The organism is Chryseobacterium paridis, assembly GCF_016595215.1.
In the GTDB taxonomy this organism is placed as follows: Bacteria; Bacteroidota; Bacteroidia; order Flavobacteriales; family Weeksellaceae; genus Chryseobacterium; species Chryseobacterium paridis.
The window spans coordinates 356,424-373,852 of record NZ_JAENHK010000010.1 but is presented as its reverse complement, the minus strand read 5'-3'; the positions used below and the strand labels follow the sequence as shown (position 1 = coordinate 373,852).

The following is a 17,429-nucleotide window of genomic DNA, read 5'->3' as shown; positions in this document are numbered from 1 at the left end:
GAAAATTTAAATATAAAAACAGAAAAATTATGTCTTTAGTAGGAAAAAAATTCCCGAATCTAACAATCGATGCGATGTCTGAAATGGGTGATGATCTTAGAATCAACATTTTTGAACAAACAACTAAAAATCAAGAGAAAGTTATCTTATTCTGGTACCCAAAAGATTTCACTTTTGTTTGCCCTACAGAGCTTCACGCTTTTCAAGATGCTTTAGGTGAATTCGAAAAAAGAAACACTAAAGTAATCGGAGCTTCATGTGATACTAACGAAGTACACTTTGCTTGGTTAAATACTGCAAAAGATAACGGAGGTATCGAAGGAGTAACTTACCCACTTTTAGCTGATACTCACAGACAATTAGCAAACATTTTAGGAATTGTAGATCAGGATTTCGAATTTGATGACGAAGGAAATGAAATTTATACAGGTTCTAACGTAACTTACAGAGCAACTTATCTTATCGACGAAACTGGAAAGATTTTCCACGAGTCTGTAAATGATATGCCTCTTGGAAGAAACGTAAAAGAATATTTAAGATTAATTGACGCTTATACTCACGTTCAGAAGCATGGAGAAGTTTGTCCTGCAAACTGGGAAGAAGGGAAAGAAGCTATGAAAGCTGACAGAAATTCAACCGCTGAATATTTAGCTAAAAACTAAAAATAACAATGGGGTTTGAATTTTTCAGACCCTATTTTTTTTAAATTAAAATCACAACAATTATGTACACAGAGTTAACAGAAGATACATTACAAAATATAGTAAACGATAATGAAAAAGTAGTAGTTCAGTATGGTGCCACATGGTGTGGGAACTGTAGAATTATGAAACCAAAATTCAAAAAATTAGCTTCTGAAAATGATGCAATTCCATTTTTATATGTAGACGCTGAAAAATTACCGGAAAGCAGAAAACTAGCTAAAGTGGATAACTTACCTACTTTTGCGATCTTCAAAAACGGGGAATTGGTGAATCAGGTTCAATCTAACCAGGCAGAAAGTTTAATTAACCTATTTAACGAATTATAATCATGAAGTTACCCGTAATCAGACAATTTTATCAAAATCAAACTCCTGAAAACCTTGAAAAAACGTTAGAGGTTTTAGAAAGTTTCAGTGAGTTCAGAGGAACAAGCGAAGAAGATTTAAATGTAGCTGGAGAGCTCATCACCAATATCTGTGGTGCACTAGAAGTTCATGCTAATGTTCAAAACGGAATGAGCGAAAAAGATGCTTTAAACTCTTTTGCTCAAAAGGTTTTAGGATCTATAGATAAATAGTTTTAATTGATTTTAAAATTAAAAGATTCAAGTATTTAAAGGTCAGATAACCTGACGTTTACATACTAAAAATCCCGATGTTAGATACATCAGGATTTTTTTGGTTTAAAGTCTTATTCCACTATTTACTCACTTGTTAATCTTTCTGTTTAACAATAAAAACCGTCCCTGCAGGATCTGTAATCCAATGCATATTATCCGGGATCTTTTCAAATTCATCACAGGTTTCTACATTATTATTTTTAAGGTAAGAGGTTGCAGCCTCTACATCAGGTACGTTTAATTCCAGCCAGGTCTCTGAATGGGTATAATTGTCTACACAATCCAACCAAACGATATTCCCTCCAAACTTTACTTCATGCGTTCTCGATACAGTAGGATTGGTAATTGGCTTTTCTTCCACTTCCAGCTTGAGAATTTCTTTATAAAAAGATACGGTCTGATCGTATTTGTTTTTCGGGATTTTTATGGCAATATTGATTCCGCCTTCAAATTTTGTCTCCATAGTTAAGTTTTGTATTAAGGTGTTTCCCAAATTACAAAAAATTAAATGGAAATTAAAAATCCCGATGAAAGCTCACCGGGACTATTTATTTTATAAACTATTGTTTATTAGTTTCTTAATTTCTTCTGCTCATTAAGATGCTTAAGATATACCAGAATAGAAGCATGATTGAAGCAAAAAGCTGAAGAGCTGCTCCCACATACTGATCTGTACCGTATGAATCTTTAAGTTTACTTGTTTGGTATAAAATAGTTGCAGAAGCAAGAATTACCATTCCAACAGAAAACCAAAGGCCAAGGTTGAATCCAAAGATCATTCCTGCAACGATAAGTCCTATTGAAACAAATCCACCAATTACAATAATATTTCTAAGGAATGAAAAATCTCTTTTAGACGTAAATGCAACCGCAGAGATTCCTGCAAACATAGCAATAGTTAATGTGGCAGCCTGAAAGATAACATTAGGTCCGGAATATACCATTGCAATATAAATCAGAGGCAGGAAAATAACCGCTTCTAATAATACATAAAATCCAAGCCCCATGTATTGCGTTGATTTATTTTGAGACAAAGACCATTTCGAGGCCAATACAGAAGCTAACCAAAAAACTCCGATGATTAATAACCACACATATTTCTGAGCAAACATCATATAAATTAACTCAGCCGGAACTGTTTTCAATAAAATAGTCTCAACCCCAATAAATGCAAGGATAGACAAAGCAACGTGCAAATATGTTTTCTTGTAAAAATCTGCCTTCTCTACTTCCGTAGATTGAGCAACCAAAACATCTTTAATCATAATTTATATTTTTTTATACTAATTTATTTACCTTTCTCCACAGGCTTTACTCCAATAATCTTACCATTTTCCTCAAATAAAACCGTAATAAGATCTGTTGGCACTGCAGATTGATCATCAGAATATTTATATTCAATCATCGGATAGCTAATTCCATCCATAAGTGTCTGATATCCTGTTTTAAAAACCACCATTTTTCGATCTAATTGAATCCCATCCGTTAACTTTTTCAAAACCTTATCTGTAACAAGAGTTTTTACTTTTTCGGACAATAAGTCATCAACTACCTTACGGTCAGCAGAAGTTTTAATTGCTTTGATAAACGCAAAGAACTTTTCATTGTACAGCTCGATCTTATCTTTGCTGAGCTCCGCTGTTGATTCCTGTTTATTATTGTTTTCAATTTTTACATCCATCACTTTTTGTGAAAAGAAAAATGAAGACGAAAAAAGCGTTACCGCTAAAAGTAATTTTTTCATAGTATAAAATTTGGTGGCTTAAAGTTAAACTATTTCCAGAAACTTCATTGTATCCACATTATCCGCATAGGTATCCAGACCTGGATTCTGTGCTTCCCCAAAATGAATAGAATCAAACCCTAATTCATCTTTAGCCACAATACACTGAATATTCTCTTCGTTTTCAGTAATGAACTTTTTAACATCATCTACGGAAGAGTATCTGCTGAAGTTAATCACTGAAAGCGGGCTAAATAATTTATCATCTTCTTTCAGCATCACAAAATTATTATCCCAGAACTTGTCCTGATTCAACAGGTAAACCGCTCTGTTATAATCATAATTGTTTGCATATTTATGGTGGTTGATAATATCCTTATATCCTATAAAGCTTTCAAATAAACGATCGATTAAAAAGTCTTCAGGAATGAAAATCCTTGTTACATTTCTACAACCTAATCCAAAATATTGGAAAATATCATCCGCTAAAAGCTTCAGCTCTTCTTCAGTTTCATTTCCTTTTAAAACAGCGACTGAAGTTCTGTTCTTTCTGATAATATTTAAATGATTTTTAAAGTAGTATTCAAGATACCTGGCTGTATTATTACTCCCGGTTGCAATCACTGCATCGAAATTCTCTAATTTGTCAACAAATTCATATTCTACCTGGTCACCAGAAAATTCTTTCCATTTTTTTAATAGAAAAGGAATAACATATTTGTCTTTTGATGATAATTTGATGACAGGAATATGATTGCTCAAAACCACAGAAATGACATCATGCCAACCCACTAATGGAATATTTCCGGCTAAGATCAGCCCTACTCTTTTTGAAATCTGAGAAACGGAATAATCTTTAATCCAATTCCTTATGTTCTGTTCAGTGAGTAAATTTGCCCATTGTTGAAAAGCAATTTTCTGATTATCAATAGTAAACCACGGGTTCTCTATTTCAGACTTTTTCAACAATAATTCAAATTCAGAATCATCTTCATTAAATTCCTCCGTACTTTTTGCTAAATACGCTCTTATATAATCACTTAGTTTGATAAGTCCTAAAACTTGATTTTCGATATTCATAATTACTGTAAAATTGGGGAATATTTTGTAATTTTGTGCAAATTTAAAAAAAATTAGCGATGGCTATTAAAATAACTGATGAATGCATTAATTGTGGAGCCTGTGAACCAGAGTGCCCAAATAATGCAATATATGAAGGAGCCGTAGATTGGAAAGCTTCCGAGGGTACCGAATTAAGTGGTACTGTAACATTACCATCAGGATTAACAGTAGATGCAGATGCACCTCAGGAACCTGTAAGTGATGATGTTTATTTTATTGTTACTGATAAATGTACAGAGTGTAAAGGATTCCATGAAGAACCACAGTGTGCCGCAGTTTGTCCTGTAGATTGCTGTGTTCCGGATGAGGATCATGTAGAATCTGAAGAAGCCCTGCTAAATAAAAAAGCGTTCTTACACGGTGAATAAAAAATGCCGTCTCATCAATTATGAGGCGGTTTTTTTAATTATAAATTTAAAGATCTATTAAAAATATTAAAGTGAAACCACAGGCTTTAAAAGGCCTGTAACAACCAAAAAAATAAAAATATGAGCAAAAAGCACAATTTCAGCGCAGGGCCATGTATCTTACCAGAAGAGGTATTTCAAAAATCAGCAGAAGCTATTCTTGATTTCAATGGTATCGGATTATCAATCCTTGAAATTTCTCACAGAAGTAAAGATTTTGTGGCGGTAATGGATGAAGCGCGTGCCATTGTAAAAAGATTAATGAACCTTGGTGATGACTATGAAGTATTATATTTAGGTGGTGGAGCTAGCTTACAATTTGCTATGGTTCCTTACAACCTGATGAAAGTAGGTGGAAAAGCAGCTTATTTAGATACGGGAACATGGGCTGCAGGAGCTATCAAAGAAGCAAAAAAAGTTGGAAATGTAGATGTTATAGGTTCTTCAAAAGACGAAAACTATTCTTTCATTCCGAAAGGATATACTGTTTCTTCAGATTATGATTATTTCCACTGTACTTCAAACAATACTATTTATGGAACTCAGATGAAATCATTTCCAGAGGTGGATACTTTGATGGTTTGTGATATGAGCTCTGATATTTTTTCAAGACAGCTTGATTTCAGTAAATTTGATTTGATTTACGCTGGAGCTCAGAAAAACATGGGACCTGCAGGAGTTACTTTGGTTGTTGTAAAAAAAGACATCCTTGGAAAAACAGGAAGGGAGAACATGCCTTCTTATTTCGATTACGAACAACATATCAATAAAGAATCAATGTATAATACACCACCGGTTTTCCCTGTGTATGCTTCTTTATTAACGCTTCAATATCTTGAAAAGAATGGAGGAATCGCTGCTGCAGAACAAAGAAACGAAGCAAAAGCAAAACTTCTTTATGATGAAATTGATAACAATCCGTTATTTGAAACGTTCTGTGTAAAAGAAGACCGCTCATTGATGAATGTTTCATTCAAATTATTGGATGAAAGTAAAAAAGAAGCTTTCGATAATGCATGGAAAGCTGCAGGAATCAATGGACTAAACGGACACAGAAGTCTTGGTGGTTACAGAGCAAGCTTATACAATGCATTGCCAATAGAAAGTGTTCAGGTTTTAGTAGATGTAATGAAATCAATCAAATAATTGAAGCATTAAAAAATCGAAGAATTGAAAGATTGTTATGCTAAATATAATTTTATTAATTTGCAAGCCAATTTTACAATTTAAATTTTTTCAATCTTTAAATTATTAAATTAAAGAAAGTATGAAAGTTTTAGCTAACGATGGAATTTCCAAAGCAGGAGAACTGGCTTTAAAAGAAGCCGGAATTGAGATTCTGAATAACCGTGTTGCTCAGGATCACGTCATCAATTTTATTAATGATAATAGTATTGATGTTCTTCTGGTAAGAAGTGCCACCAAAGTAAAACAAGACCTTATCGATGCCTGCCCTGGTCTTAAGATCATTGGAAGAGGCGGTATCGGAATGGATAACATTGACGTTGATTATGCAAAAAGCAAAGGAATTCATGTGATCAATACCCCAACAGCATCTTCAAAATCTGTTGCTGAACTGGTATTTGCTCATTTCTTTTCTTTAGCCCGATTCCTTCACGAATCCAATAGATTGATGCCTTTGGAAGGAGAAACTCATTTCGACGCGATGAAAAAATCATTCAGCAATGCATATGAGCTTTCAGGAAAGACATTAGGAGTAATTGGTTTTGGAAGCATCGGTCAAGAGGTTGTAAAGATGGGAATTGCATTAGGAATGAAGGTAAAAGTACTTACCAGAAAACCTAAAACCAAAGTTCTTTCCCTATCCTTTTTTGATGGGCAAACTGTCAATTTTGAAATCACATCAACCAATGATGTTGATACTTTCTATAAAGACACTGATTTTATCAGCATCAACACACCTAAAACAAATGAATACATTATAGATACCAGGGAGTTTGAAAAAATGAAAGATGGTGTTTATATCGTAAATACAGCAAGAGGTGGCGTGATCAATGAAGTCACCCTACTCGATTTTATCGAATCTGGTAAAGTAGCCGGCGCTGCTCTGGACGTTTTTGAAAACGAGCCGAGCCCTGAGCTGATTTTACTGATGAACCCGTCATTATCCCTATCTCCTCATATTGGAGGAAATACGGTAGATGCTCAGGAAAAAATCGGAGTTGAACTTGCTGAACAAATTATTAAGCTACAAAAAGAAACTATATAATACATATGCCTGTTTTTAAACCATTTCGCGGAATTAGACCTCATAAAGACCTTGAGCAAACTTTTCCTACACACCCATTAGACAATTTCACACAAGAGGAAATTGCTGAGAAAGCTCAGGTTGAAAATACTTACATCAATATGATAAAACCTTATGTTGTAAGTAAATCTAAAGATATTGACCGGAATCTGAGAAAAATCCGATCAACTTTTGAAGAACTTATGGAAGAGAAAAAACTCGTTCAGGATAGTTCGGCATATTATCTTTATGAACAGATCTATCCCAACAAACAGGTTTTTAGAGGATTGCTTGGTTTGACGAGTCTTGAAGACTTCTGGAACGGGAAAATCAAAAGACACGAAAGTACCATTCCTCAGAAAAAGGAAAAACTTGCCCATTACCTTGAGAAAGTTAATTTGCAGGCAGAACCGGTCCTCCTTACCTATCCTGCTAATTCCAAGGTTGAATTACTGATGAATCATGAGGAGAAAAATGTTCCTATTTTCAATCATACAGACTCTAAAGGAATCAGGCATAAAATATGGAGAATCGACAATCGCCTTAAACTACAGCAGTTTAAAGAAGTAATCGATCAGATTGATTCTTTCTACATCGCGGATGGTCACCACAGGATCGGATCTACAGCATTAAATGCCAAGCATCAAAAAGACAAGAATAAAAGACACAATGGTACGGAAGCGTACAATTTTGTATTCAGTTTCATTGTATCTAACCAGTCTATAAAAATTCATGATTATAACAGGATCGTAACGGATATTAATGGTTTATCAACTGCTGATTTCTTAAAAAAACTGGAGCATTATTTTCTGATCCATGAAAAAGATGAAACGGCTTATTATCCTTCCCAGAAGTTCCATATCTCTATGTATCTGGATGGTAAATTCTATTCCCTGCATGTAAAACATGATCTTCGTTCTCAGGAAATGTCTCTTGATAACCTGGATCACCATCTTTTGGATAAATATATTTTTAAAGATATTTTGAAAATTGAAGATCCTGATAGCTCAGATAAGATCTCTTATGTAAAAGGAACTTCAAACCTTGAAGGTATCAGTATTTTAAAAGAAAAAATTGATAGTGGCGAAGGAAAAGTAGGATTTGGAATATATCCGGTAAGTTTTAATGACATGATTAAAATTTCAGATCTCAAATTGAGCATGCCTCCGAAATGTACATTTATAGAGCCCAAATTAGTTACAGCACTGTTAATGTACGACATGAAACCTTAGATTATTTCTATTTTTTTCCTACTTTTATACACGGAAAAGAAAAGGTAAATCAAAAAATGAAAAAAATATTCATTATCATACTTCCACTCTTTTTGAGTGGATTTTTATTTTCTCAAAAAAAACCTCAAAAAAAGCCGCAGAAAAAATTGACCACAGCCAAATTCAACTATCATGATGAATTTAAGCAGATCTCTGATGAAATTTTAACAAACGGCACTGCATACGAAAATTTAGAAGAATTAACCAAAGGCATAGGACCACGCTTCAGTGCCACTTCCGGATATGCTAAAGCCACTGACTGGGCAGAAAAAAAACTAAAAGAAGCAGGAGCTGAAAACATATGGAAACAGGAAGTAAAAGTTCCTGTATGGATAAGAGGGCGGGAATCTTTACATATAAAAACAAATAATGGAGACTGGAAAAATATAAGAATGCTATCTTTTGGGAATTCTGAAGGAACCGGAGGAAAAGATCTGACTGCAGATATTCTATTAGTTAAAGATATTCCTGAGCTTAATACACTCACTTCTGCTCAGGTAAAGGATAAAATTATTTTCGTGAATTCACCCGTTGATCAAAAGATCATCAATACAGTAGATTCCTATTTGATTACGGCAAAATCTAAATTGCTTTCCGCATCCGTTATCGGTAAAAAGGGAGCCAAAGGTTTAATTATAAGATCACTGACTACCGCTTCTGACGACACTCCACATGCTAAAATGATTTATTATGAGCCTGACGACAGAGTAAAAATACCTGCTGTAACCATAGGTGCAAAATCAGCCAATGAACTGGAAAAGCTTTTAAAAAAGCAAACAGTTAAGGCCAAACTAAACATGTCTGCTGAATCCAAAGGAGAAACCATCAACCATAATGTGATTGGGGAGATTCCGGGAAAGAAAGATTCAAAAGTAATCTTATTAGGTGCTCAACTGGATTCCTGGGATTTTGCTGAAGGAGCTCATGACGATGGTACCGGAGTAGTACAGTGCCTTGAAGTATTGAGAACCCTTAAAGCATTGGATATAAATAACAACCACACGATAAGAGTTGTCCTGTACGCCAACAGTGAAAATGGAGGACAAGGAAGAGAAGGTTATGCTGCTTATGTAAAAAAGAAAGATGAAAAACACATTTTTGCTTTGGGCACGGATTCCGGAGGATATTCTCCAAGAGGATTCTCCTTAGATATGGCTCCACAAAGACGCAGGCTGATCTTTGAATGGAAAGATTACTTCCTCCCTTATGGAGTGTATGATTTTGATCAAACCTATGCCATACAGGATATTTCTCCTTTAAAAAAATTAGATATCCCATTAGCAGAGCTGGTAGTAGATACCCAACGCTATTTTGATTACCACCACTCTACTGAAGACACTTTTGATAAAGTGAATAAAAGAGAACTGTTATTAGGAGCAGTTGCTATGACACAAATGATTTTTATGATCGATAAAAATTGGTAATATGAAAAAACTAATTGGAACTTCATTAATATTTCTTAGCATTGGTCTATTTGGACAGTCAAAAGAAGACTCCATACAATTCAATAGAATTTCTACAGAAATCCTGAATAACGGGAAAGGATACGATGAACTCAGGGATTTAACCAAAACCATTGGAAAACGATTAAGTGGCTCAGAAGCCTACGAGAAATCAGTACAGTGGGCTGCAAAAGAACTCCGTGAAGCCGGAGCTGATAAAGTATGGCTTCAGGAAGTAATGATTCCGGTTTGGGAAAGAGGAAAGGAATCTTTGCAGATCAAACCCCATACTGGAAAATCAAAAAATTTAAAAATGCTTTCCCTGGGAAATTCTGAGGGAACAGGCGGAAAAGATGTTACCGGAGAAATCATTATGGTAAAATCATTGGAAGAATATGATAAGCTTCCAGCAGAAAAGGTAAAAGATAAAATTGTTTTCTTTAACCATCCTTTTGATCAAAGCTATATACAGACTTTTATAGCCTACAGAGATGCGGGTGCTTATAGACGTTCTGCAGCAGCATTAACAGCTAAAAAAGGAGGTAAATTTGCTATTATCCGTTCATTATCGTCTGCATTAGATGACGTCCCACATACTGGTGGAATGAAGTATGAGGATAATATCACAAAAGTTCCGGCAGTCTGCATAGGAAATACAACCGCTGATGATCTGGAAAAGCTTTTAAAAACTCAAAAAGTAATCGCAACCCTTAATTCCAACTGTGGAATGAAAGGTGAAAAACTCTCCCATTCTGTGATTGGAGAAATTACAGGTAAAAAAGACAAAAGTGTAATCGTTGTAGGTGGACATCTTGATTCATGGGATGTAGGTGAAGGCGCTCATGATGATGGTGCCGGAATTGTACAAAGCATCGAAGTTATAAGAACCTTCAAAAAATTAGGAATCCAGAATAATCATACCATCAGAGCTGTTTGTTTTGCCAATGAGGAGAATGGGACAAAAGGAGGAAAGCAATATGGAAAAACAGCAAAAGATTCTAACGAGAAGCACCTTTTTGCTATTGAATCTGATGCTGGAGGATTCTCTCCCAGAGGAATCTCTTTGGAAATGGATGATAGCAAAAGAAAACAGATCCAAAGCTGGGGCAATCTATTCCTTCCATATGGTGTCTATAATTTCGAAGGAAAATATTCGGGATCAGATATAGCCCCACTTCATGAAATGGGTGTTCCCGCTGCAGAGCTCGTTCCGGATTCTCAAAGATATTTTGATATCCACCATACGGAAGAAGATACATTTGAAAAAGTAAACCGCAGAGAACTGCTTCTCGGCTCTGTCGTTATGTCACAACTTATATATATGATTGATAAAAATTGGTAAACATGAAAAAAATAGTTAGCACTTCATTATTACTTTTGAGCATGACTTTATTTGGTCAGGCAAAAGAAGACTCCATACAATTCAATACCATTTCAAAGGAAATTCTGAACAATGGAAAAGGATATGTAGAATTAAAAGATTTAACGAAAAATATAGGTCACCGTTTAAGTGGCTCTCCCGCTTATGAAAAAGCTGTTCAATGGGCTGCTCAAAGGCTTCGCGACGCAGGAGCCGATAAAGTATGGCTTCAGGATGTAACAATTCCCGTTTGGGAAAGAGGAAAAGAATCTTTAAAGATCACTGCCAACAGTGGAAGATGGAAAACTCTTAAAATGCTTTCTCTGGGAAATTCTGAAGGAACAGGCGGAAAAGACGTTTCTGCAGAGGTTATTATGGTAAAATCTATGGAAGAATATGATAAGCTTCCGGCAGAAAAGGTAAAAGGCAAAATCTTATTTTTTAATTATCCTTTCAACCAGTCTTTTATCGAGACTTTCAGAGGGTATGGTGATGCTGCTAAGTATAGAGTAACTGCAGCATCTTTAACCGCTAAAAAAGGAGGTAAATTTGCCATTATCCGCTCCCTTTCATCGGCATTCGATGATACCCCTCATACAGGTGCTATGCGATATGAAGATAATGTTGACAAAATTCCTGCTGTTGCAATAGGAAGTACAACAGCTGATGAACTGGAACAACTTTTAAAAACCCAAAAAGTCCTGGCAACATTGAATTCTAACTGTGGGATGAAAGGTGAAAAGGCCTCCCACTCTGTTATTGGTGAAATCACAGGTAAGAAAGACAAAAGCGTAATCGTCGTAGGCGGACATCTAGATTCCTGGGATGTAGGTGAAGGTGCTCAGGATGACGGTGCCGGAATTGTACAGAGTATAGAAGTCTTAAGAACCTTCAAAAAACTGGGAATTCAGAATAACCATACCATTAGAGTAGTATGTTTTGCAAACGAAGAAAACGGCTTAAAAGGTGGTTTACAATACGGAAAAGTAGCAAAAGATTCCAATGAGAAACACCTGTTTGCTATAGAATCCGATGCCGGAGGTTTTAGTCCAAGAGGTATTGCTCTGGACATGGACGATACCAAAAGAAATCAGATCAAAAGCTGGGCTCCATTATTTATTCCTTATGGGGTCTATAACTTTGAAGGAAAATATTCCGGAGCTGATATTTCGCCTCTTCAGGCTATGGGAGTCCCTACTGCAGAGCTTGCCCCTGATTCTCAAAGGTATTTTGATATCCACCATACTGAAGAAGATACTTTTGATAAGGTAAATCGGAGAGAGCTGCTTTTGGGTGCAGTTGCGATGACGCAGCTTATTTATATGATTGATAAGAATTGGTAGAATATAAAAACCGCCTTATAGGCGGTTTTTTATTTTTTATCACTGTAATTATTTTTGATTTTCCATCGATACATTAATAAATTAAGATTATGTCTTAAATTTCCAGATTCCCAATTTATATCAAACTTTACATCCTGATTTCGTACATACACTGGATGTGAGATCTTTGCATGAAACATAGGAGGATTATCTTTTACAACTGCAAAATATGCTTCATCAAAATTAGATTTTCTATAGTATTGAATTTCAATGATTGTCAAATTCTTCTTTGCTCTGAATACATACAGGGTAATATCATAGAGATCATTATATTCTTTATCTAACTCATGCACAACAAAATCTAAACTTTTTGGGATTTTTCCTCTGTTAACCATCCTTCTACTATTTTGATAGTTCTTAGGATTAGGAGAACCAAACTCATTAAAATCTGATAATATATACAAACAGTTTTGAGATACTTTATTCCAGCAAAATTTTTCTATTAATTGAAATAGATTAGTCATAGATTTTTTCAAATCAATTTCTAATGTTTGTGTAGTCATATAATTTAATTGATTTTTTAAAACAAAATCCTCACCAATAGATAAACGTACTTAATTATTAAAAAGATTAATCAAATACAATGTAATAAAGATATATAAAGCTTGAATTTTTGATCCCAATTTTAACGCAAAGATTTAATAAATAAACTCACAGTTTAGCTATGACCACCTTTGCGTTCAATTACTATTTTTTCGTTTTAATATTAGAAAAGGTTTAATTGAGATTCCACACTACGCTTCGCTTCGTTCTGAATGACAATAGTGTCGGTTTTTCACTGATGATGTCATTCAGACGATAGGAGGAATCTTTTTATTGCAGAGTATCCGATGAAATGTTTTTTTAATCGAGAGATTGGTTTCAATGAGATTCTACAATTCGCTTCGCTTCGTTCTGAATGACAATAGTGTCGGTTTTTTACTGATGGTGTCATTCCGACGATAGGAGGAATCTTTTTATTGTAGAATATCTGATGAAATGTTTTTTTTAATCAAGAGATTGAGCTCACTGAGATTCTTCACTCCGCTGTGCTTCGTTCTGAATGATAATGTTCTGTTATTTGTCTAATATTGTCCCTTTATCAAAAGAAAAATTTATTAATTAAGATATTCTTTTTTATCCAGCCTTAAGTCCATTATCTTTCCCGCTCGTTTTATTTTGATTCCAATTGTTTTATAATCTCTTTCAACTCTATTGATCATATAATGACAGGCAGATGCTCCATCCAAATGATCCAGATCTACATCATTAATACTTAAAATAGAATCACCGACCTCCAAAAGAGATCCTCCTTCCTTAAAAACAAAAGCCACTACAGGTTTTGCATCAATAAAACGATATCCAAATCCAAAAGATTCTAATGTAGGTGGATTATTTCTAATCTTATTCATATAGATCTTTTTATTCTGCCAATCCATAACGAAAGTAAAGTCTTTGAAAAAATCATTTCCAATCAGTCGTGAATTTCCTGTCATGATCATTTCATTTCCAAATGTTTTATTTCCCAGCCCTAATTCATTCATTTTGAAAATAAATCCTGATACAGGCTTTCCTGCACCGAATGCGCCTACAGAATTGGAACCATAGGTTTCAACTACTTGTTTTACTTTTTTAGGATCATAATCACTTTCCATGATTTTTAATCTTCCCGTAAATCCTGTATCAAAAGTGAGGTTCACTTTCTTATCTGAAATGTGAGCCACCACTATAGGGGTTTTCTGAGGTTCCGGACTGAATGGAATCACTGTTTCATAATGATCAATCTTAAAATTAGATAGATCTTTTGTTGCCTCCAGCGAATTCTCCGAATAATTTACTCTCCAAAACAGCTTTGCCATTTGATTAGCACCCAGAATTCCATCAATTTTAAAACAACCGAGTTCAGAACCATTTAAATCCATGACCATTACACCCATATTTTTAAAAATGATATTGTCAACAGTCATCTCAGGTAATTTCGTAAAGATTTGCTCGTGCTTATTTTTCTGCGAATCTTTTACTGTACTCTTATGTTCTTTCTCCAGATTCAATTCAGTATAAATGGCACTGGAAATAACAGTAGGAGCCCCGGAATCAAATAAAAAATTATATAATTTACCGTTGATGCTCACCTTTACAAATGGCAGATCATTGGCATAGTTTAAATTAATCTTTTCTACAGGATTTGTTAGTTCCACTTCTCCGGCTTCGAAAAACTTTTTCCCCTGAGCACCAGCAATAATTAAGAAAAATAGAAATAACAGTGATAAGATCTTCTTCATGAATTTATTTTGGGCTAAAATATGAATTTTGTAATTGATTGGAAACAAAACAGCCGACTTAAAAGCCGGCTGTTTTATTATAGGTATTTGAATTATTTCACTTTTACAAGCTCAACATCAAAGATTAACCAAGCATTTGGTGGAATTACTCCTCCAGCCCCTCTTTCTCCGTATCCCATTGAAGAAGGGATCAACAAAGTAGCTGTTTCACCTTCTTTTAACAATAAGATTCCTTCATCCCATCCTTTGATTACTCTACCCATTCCGATAGGAATATCGATAGGCTCATTTCTTTTGAAAGAAGAATCGAATTCAGTTCCGTCTACTAATCTACCTGCATAATGTACTGATACATTATCTCCAGATTTTGGAGCCTTTCCATCAGTAGTTTTTGTGATCTTATAATATAGACCAGACTCCGTTTTCTGCATTCCAGCTTTTAAGTTTTCTACCAACTTCTCCTGGTTTGCTTTGAACTCTTCTTCTTTTTTCTTTTTCTCAGCTTCTTCTTTTGCTAAATAAGCTTTGTTGTTTTCCTGGATTTTAGCTTTTCCTTCAGTAAAAGTTTTCGCTGCATCATAATTCTTGTACTCATCCCCTTTGCTGAAAATGTTTACTTTCTCTAAAACAACATCTGTTTTAGGTTTATCCTGAGCACCTTTCTCAACATTAGCAATAGCATCAATTACATCTTCACCTTTTACTACTTTTCCAAAGATTGTATGTCTTCCGTCTAACCAAGGAGTAGCTACTTCAGTGATGAAAAACTGAGAACCGTTGGTATTAGGTCCTGAGTTAGCCATTGATAAAACACCTTTACCAGTATGGTGTAGATCATTTCTTTCATCTTCGAATTTATATCCAGGATCTCCCATTCCTGTTCCCTGAGGATCTCCTCCCTGGATCATGAAATCTTTGATCACTCTGTGGAAAATAGTTCCATCATAAAAAGGAACTCCCTTCGCTTTAGATTTGTTATCAATTTTCCCTTCTGCAAGACCAACAAAGTTAGCTACAGTAACAGGCGATTTTTTATCTTCAAATTTTACAATCAGATTACCTTTAGATGTTTGAAGATTCGCATAAAGTCCGTCTTTAAGACCTTCGTAAGTTTCTTTGTCTACGTTCATTTTTTTATAAATTGGTGTACAACTCATCAGCGAAATACTTGCCGCTGCCAGAATTATATTCTTGTTAAACAATTTCATTTATAATGCTTTTAATTTTATGATTAATGGGATATCGTTATTTATTTTTTTCTCGTCTCCATAAGTGCCATAAGCAAGAGAAGATGGAACCAAAATCGTAACTTCCTCACCATCATGTATAAAACGCAAAGCATTTTCTACCGCTTTTAATTCATCAAAGTGCCCGAATTTGGCATCTCTTCTTTCAAAAGGCTCGTCATAGATCTTGGTCTGATCGAAATCATACAGATCATAAGAATAAGAAATCAGGGAATTATCCTGTCTTCTCTCTCTTTTATCAAAACCCTCAGTATCTACCCAGTAATTAAGCTGAGTGGGATAAAATTTCACAGATTGTCCATTGATCCATTCCTGAATATGCATTCTCTCTGAAGCATTGAGATTTTTCATCCTTGCTTTGGAAACATCCAGGTCTTTTTGACTCAAAACCCCACCCAAAGGCGGATGTGTCTGTGTATTCCTGTTACAGCTTAACAGTCCCAGCACTGATATGAAGAGTATTTTTTTCATAAACTTTTGCGAAAATAAGCATTTCACAGGATATAATAAACAAAAAAAGCCAAGAATATCTTGGCTTTTATATAATTCTTAAGTTGAAATTAAACGGTTTCTAACACATTTTTCTCAACCAATACTCTCCATCCGAAAGAATCATCAGAAAGATTAGTCTGTAAACTCACCAAATCATTTTTAAGAATAGCAGCATAGCTTTCTTCATCTGATAATTTAGGTAATTCTAATTTTTCTCCCTGATATCCTAATGCCTGGAAGATAGTAGTTACTACTGCAGTTCCTACTCCCCAAACTTCTTTTAATGTTCCGTTCTTCTGAGCTTCTATTACTGTTTTCACAGGAATTGGCTCAACTTTCACTTCAATTCCTCTCTTCTTAGCTAATGTGATGAAACTATCTCTTGTTACTCCATCTAAAATCTTCTCAGAAGTTGGTGGTGTATAAACAGTATCATTGATTCTAACGAAAACGTTCATTGTTCCACTTTCCTCAAAATATTCATGAGTAGCATCATCTGTCCAGATAATCTGGTCATAGCCTTCTTCTATTGCCAATTGAGTAGGATAAAAAGATGCTGCGTAGTTACCAGCTGCCTTAGCCGAACCTACACCTCCATTAGCTGCTCTTGAATAGTGATCAGAAATTTTCACAGAAACGGGCTCTGTATAATAGCTTTTCGCTGGTGTTGCAACAATTGCAAACATATATTTTTCAGATACCCTTGCTTTTAGCGCTTCTTCAGTAGCAAAAATCAAAGGTCTAATGTATAAAGACATTCCTTCTCCCTGAGGGATCCAGTTTCTATCGATATCTACCAATGCTTTCAGACCATCTAAAAACATCTCTTCCGTTACCTCAGGCATAGCAAGACGCTTAGCCGATTTATTGATACGTTCAAAATTCTTTTCAGGCCTGAAAAGGAAAACCTGACCATCCTGATCTTTATAAGCTTTCATTCCTTCGAAACAAGCTTGTCCGTAATTTACCCCCATCATTGCAGGCGTAAATGCCAATGGTCCATAAGGTACCAATTTTACGTCCCCCCACTTTCCATTCTCATACTCGCATATTACCATATGGTCTATGAAAGTATTCCCAAAAGAAAAATTATTGGGGTCGAATGAAGAAAGTCTGGAATTCTCAGTTTTTTGAATTATCATTTCTAAAAT

19 protein-coding genes are annotated in these 17,429 nt (G+C 35.0%); 10 read left to right on the top strand and 9 right to left on the bottom strand.

Translation table 11 applies throughout. The features are described from left to right. Window positions 1-29 precede the first annotated feature (29 nt). The 3 genes from JHL15_RS11170 to JHL15_RS11160 all read left to right on the top strand — a co-directional run bounded on the left by JHL15_RS11170 (window position 30) and on the right by JHL15_RS11160 (window position 1,281). Window positions 30-662 carry a peroxiredoxin gene (locus JHL15_RS11170; RefSeq protein ID WP_200245777.1) on the top strand — a complete coding sequence of 211 codons (633 nt, stop codon included), beginning with the start codon at window positions 30-32 and terminating at the stop codon, window positions 660-662. A 62-nt stretch (window positions 663-724) separates the two neighbouring features. Further along, entirely contained in the window at window positions 725-1,030 is a 306-nt protein-coding gene (locus JHL15_RS11165) for a thioredoxin family protein (protein WP_034758304.1), read from the top strand. A gap of 2 nt (window positions 1,031-1,032) precedes the next feature. Further along, window positions 1,033-1,281, top strand: coding sequence for a DUF6952 family protein (locus JHL15_RS11160; RefSeq protein WP_027375263.1), 249 nt, complete (start codon window positions 1,033-1,035; stop codon window positions 1,279-1,281). Between the two features lie 136 nt (window positions 1,282-1,417). Here the strand turns inward: JHL15_RS11160 and JHL15_RS11155 are convergent, their stop codons facing one another. The 4 genes from JHL15_RS11155 to JHL15_RS11140 form a co-directional block, all read right to left on the bottom strand. Beyond that, a complete protein-coding gene (locus tag JHL15_RS11155; protein WP_200245776.1) occupies window positions 1,418-1,786 on the bottom strand; it encodes a VOC family protein in 369 nt (122 codons plus the stop codon). Window positions 1,787-1,901: 115 nt separating this feature from the next. After that, the gene (locus JHL15_RS11150) at window positions 1,902-2,588 is read right to left on the bottom strand and encodes a Bax inhibitor-1/YccA family protein (protein WP_200245775.1); all 687 of its coding nucleotides are present in this window, start codon (window positions 2,586-2,588) and stop codon (window positions 1,902-1,904) included. A gap of 23 nt (window positions 2,589-2,611) precedes the next feature. After that, on the bottom strand, window positions 2,612-3,067 hold the full coding sequence (locus tag JHL15_RS11145; RefSeq protein ID WP_200245774.1) for a peptidylprolyl isomerase: 456 nt from the start codon (window positions 3,065-3,067) through the stop codon (window positions 2,612-2,614). A 24-nt stretch (window positions 3,068-3,091) separates the two neighbouring features. Then, on the bottom strand, window positions 3,092-4,126 hold the full coding sequence (locus JHL15_RS11140) for an acyl-CoA reductase (RefSeq protein WP_200245773.1): 1,035 nt from the start codon (window positions 4,124-4,126) through the stop codon (window positions 3,092-3,094). Window positions 4,127-4,185: 59 nt separating this feature from the next. Here JHL15_RS11140 and JHL15_RS11135 point away from each other — a divergent pair, with 59 nt between their 5' ends. The 7 genes from JHL15_RS11135 (at window position 4,186) to JHL15_RS11105 (ending at window position 12,239) form a co-directional block, all read left to right on the top strand. After that, window positions 4,186-4,536: a 4Fe-4S binding protein gene (locus JHL15_RS11135; RefSeq protein WP_048510542.1), complete on the top strand. Its 351-nt coding sequence runs from the start codon at window positions 4,186-4,188 to the stop codon at window positions 4,534-4,536. 120 nt (window positions 4,537-4,656) lie between these two features. Then, window positions 4,657-5,721, top strand: coding sequence for a 3-phosphoserine/phosphohydroxythreonine transaminase (serC, locus tag JHL15_RS11130; protein WP_200245772.1), 1,065 nt, complete (start codon window positions 4,657-4,659; stop codon window positions 5,719-5,721). Window positions 5,722-5,842: 121 nt separating this feature from the next. Continuing rightward, on the top strand, window positions 5,843-6,805 hold the full coding sequence (locus JHL15_RS11125; RefSeq protein WP_200245771.1) for a D-2-hydroxyacid dehydrogenase: 963 nt from the start codon (window positions 5,843-5,845) through the stop codon (window positions 6,803-6,805). Between the two features lie 5 nt (window positions 6,806-6,810). Further along, window positions 6,811-8,055: a DUF1015 domain-containing protein gene (locus tag JHL15_RS11120; RefSeq protein WP_200245770.1), complete on the top strand. Its 1,245-nt coding sequence runs from the start codon at window positions 6,811-6,813 to the stop codon at window positions 8,053-8,055. Between the two features lie 56 nt (window positions 8,056-8,111). Next, window positions 8,112-9,518 (top strand): M28 family peptidase, encoded by a 1,407-nt coding sequence (locus tag JHL15_RS11115; protein ID WP_200245768.1) that lies wholly within the window; start codon window positions 8,112-8,114, stop codon window positions 9,516-9,518. Window position 9,519: 1 nt separating this feature from the next. Beyond that, window positions 9,520-10,878 (top strand): M28 family peptidase, encoded by a 1,359-nt coding sequence (locus JHL15_RS11110; RefSeq protein WP_200245766.1) that lies wholly within the window; start codon window positions 9,520-9,522, stop codon window positions 10,876-10,878. 2 nt (window positions 10,879-10,880) lie between these two features. Then, entirely contained in the window at window positions 10,881-12,239 is a 1,359-nt protein-coding gene (locus JHL15_RS11105; protein ID WP_200245765.1) for a M20/M25/M40 family metallo-hydrolase, read from the top strand. A 29-nt stretch (window positions 12,240-12,268) separates the two neighbouring features. Here the strand turns inward: JHL15_RS11105 and JHL15_RS11100 are convergent, their stop codons facing one another. The 5 genes from JHL15_RS11100 to JHL15_RS11080 form a co-directional block, all read right to left on the bottom strand. Next, entirely contained in the window at window positions 12,269-12,781 is a 513-nt protein-coding gene (locus JHL15_RS11100) for a hypothetical protein (protein ID WP_200245764.1), read from the bottom strand. Window positions 12,782-13,375: 594 nt separating this feature from the next. Next, a complete protein-coding gene (locus tag JHL15_RS11095) occupies window positions 13,376-14,539 on the bottom strand; it encodes a retropepsin-like aspartic protease (RefSeq protein WP_200245763.1) in 1,164 nt (387 codons plus the stop codon). A gap of 92 nt (window positions 14,540-14,631) precedes the next feature. Then, window positions 14,632-15,669 carry a peptidylprolyl isomerase gene (locus tag JHL15_RS11090; protein ID WP_200249130.1) on the bottom strand — a complete coding sequence of 346 codons (1,038 nt, stop codon included), beginning with the start codon at window positions 15,667-15,669 and terminating at the stop codon, window positions 14,632-14,634. A 78-nt stretch (window positions 15,670-15,747) separates the two neighbouring features. Next, window positions 15,748-16,257, bottom strand: a complete 510-nt coding sequence (locus JHL15_RS11085) for an FKBP-type peptidyl-prolyl cis-trans isomerase (protein WP_200245762.1) — start codon at window positions 16,255-16,257, stop codon at window positions 15,748-15,750. A gap of 89 nt (window positions 16,258-16,346) precedes the next feature. Next, window positions 16,347-17,420 (bottom strand): branched-chain amino acid aminotransferase, encoded by a 1,074-nt coding sequence (locus JHL15_RS11080; RefSeq protein WP_200245761.1) that lies wholly within the window; start codon window positions 17,418-17,420, stop codon window positions 16,347-16,349. Window positions 17,421-17,429: the final 9 nt, after the last annotated feature.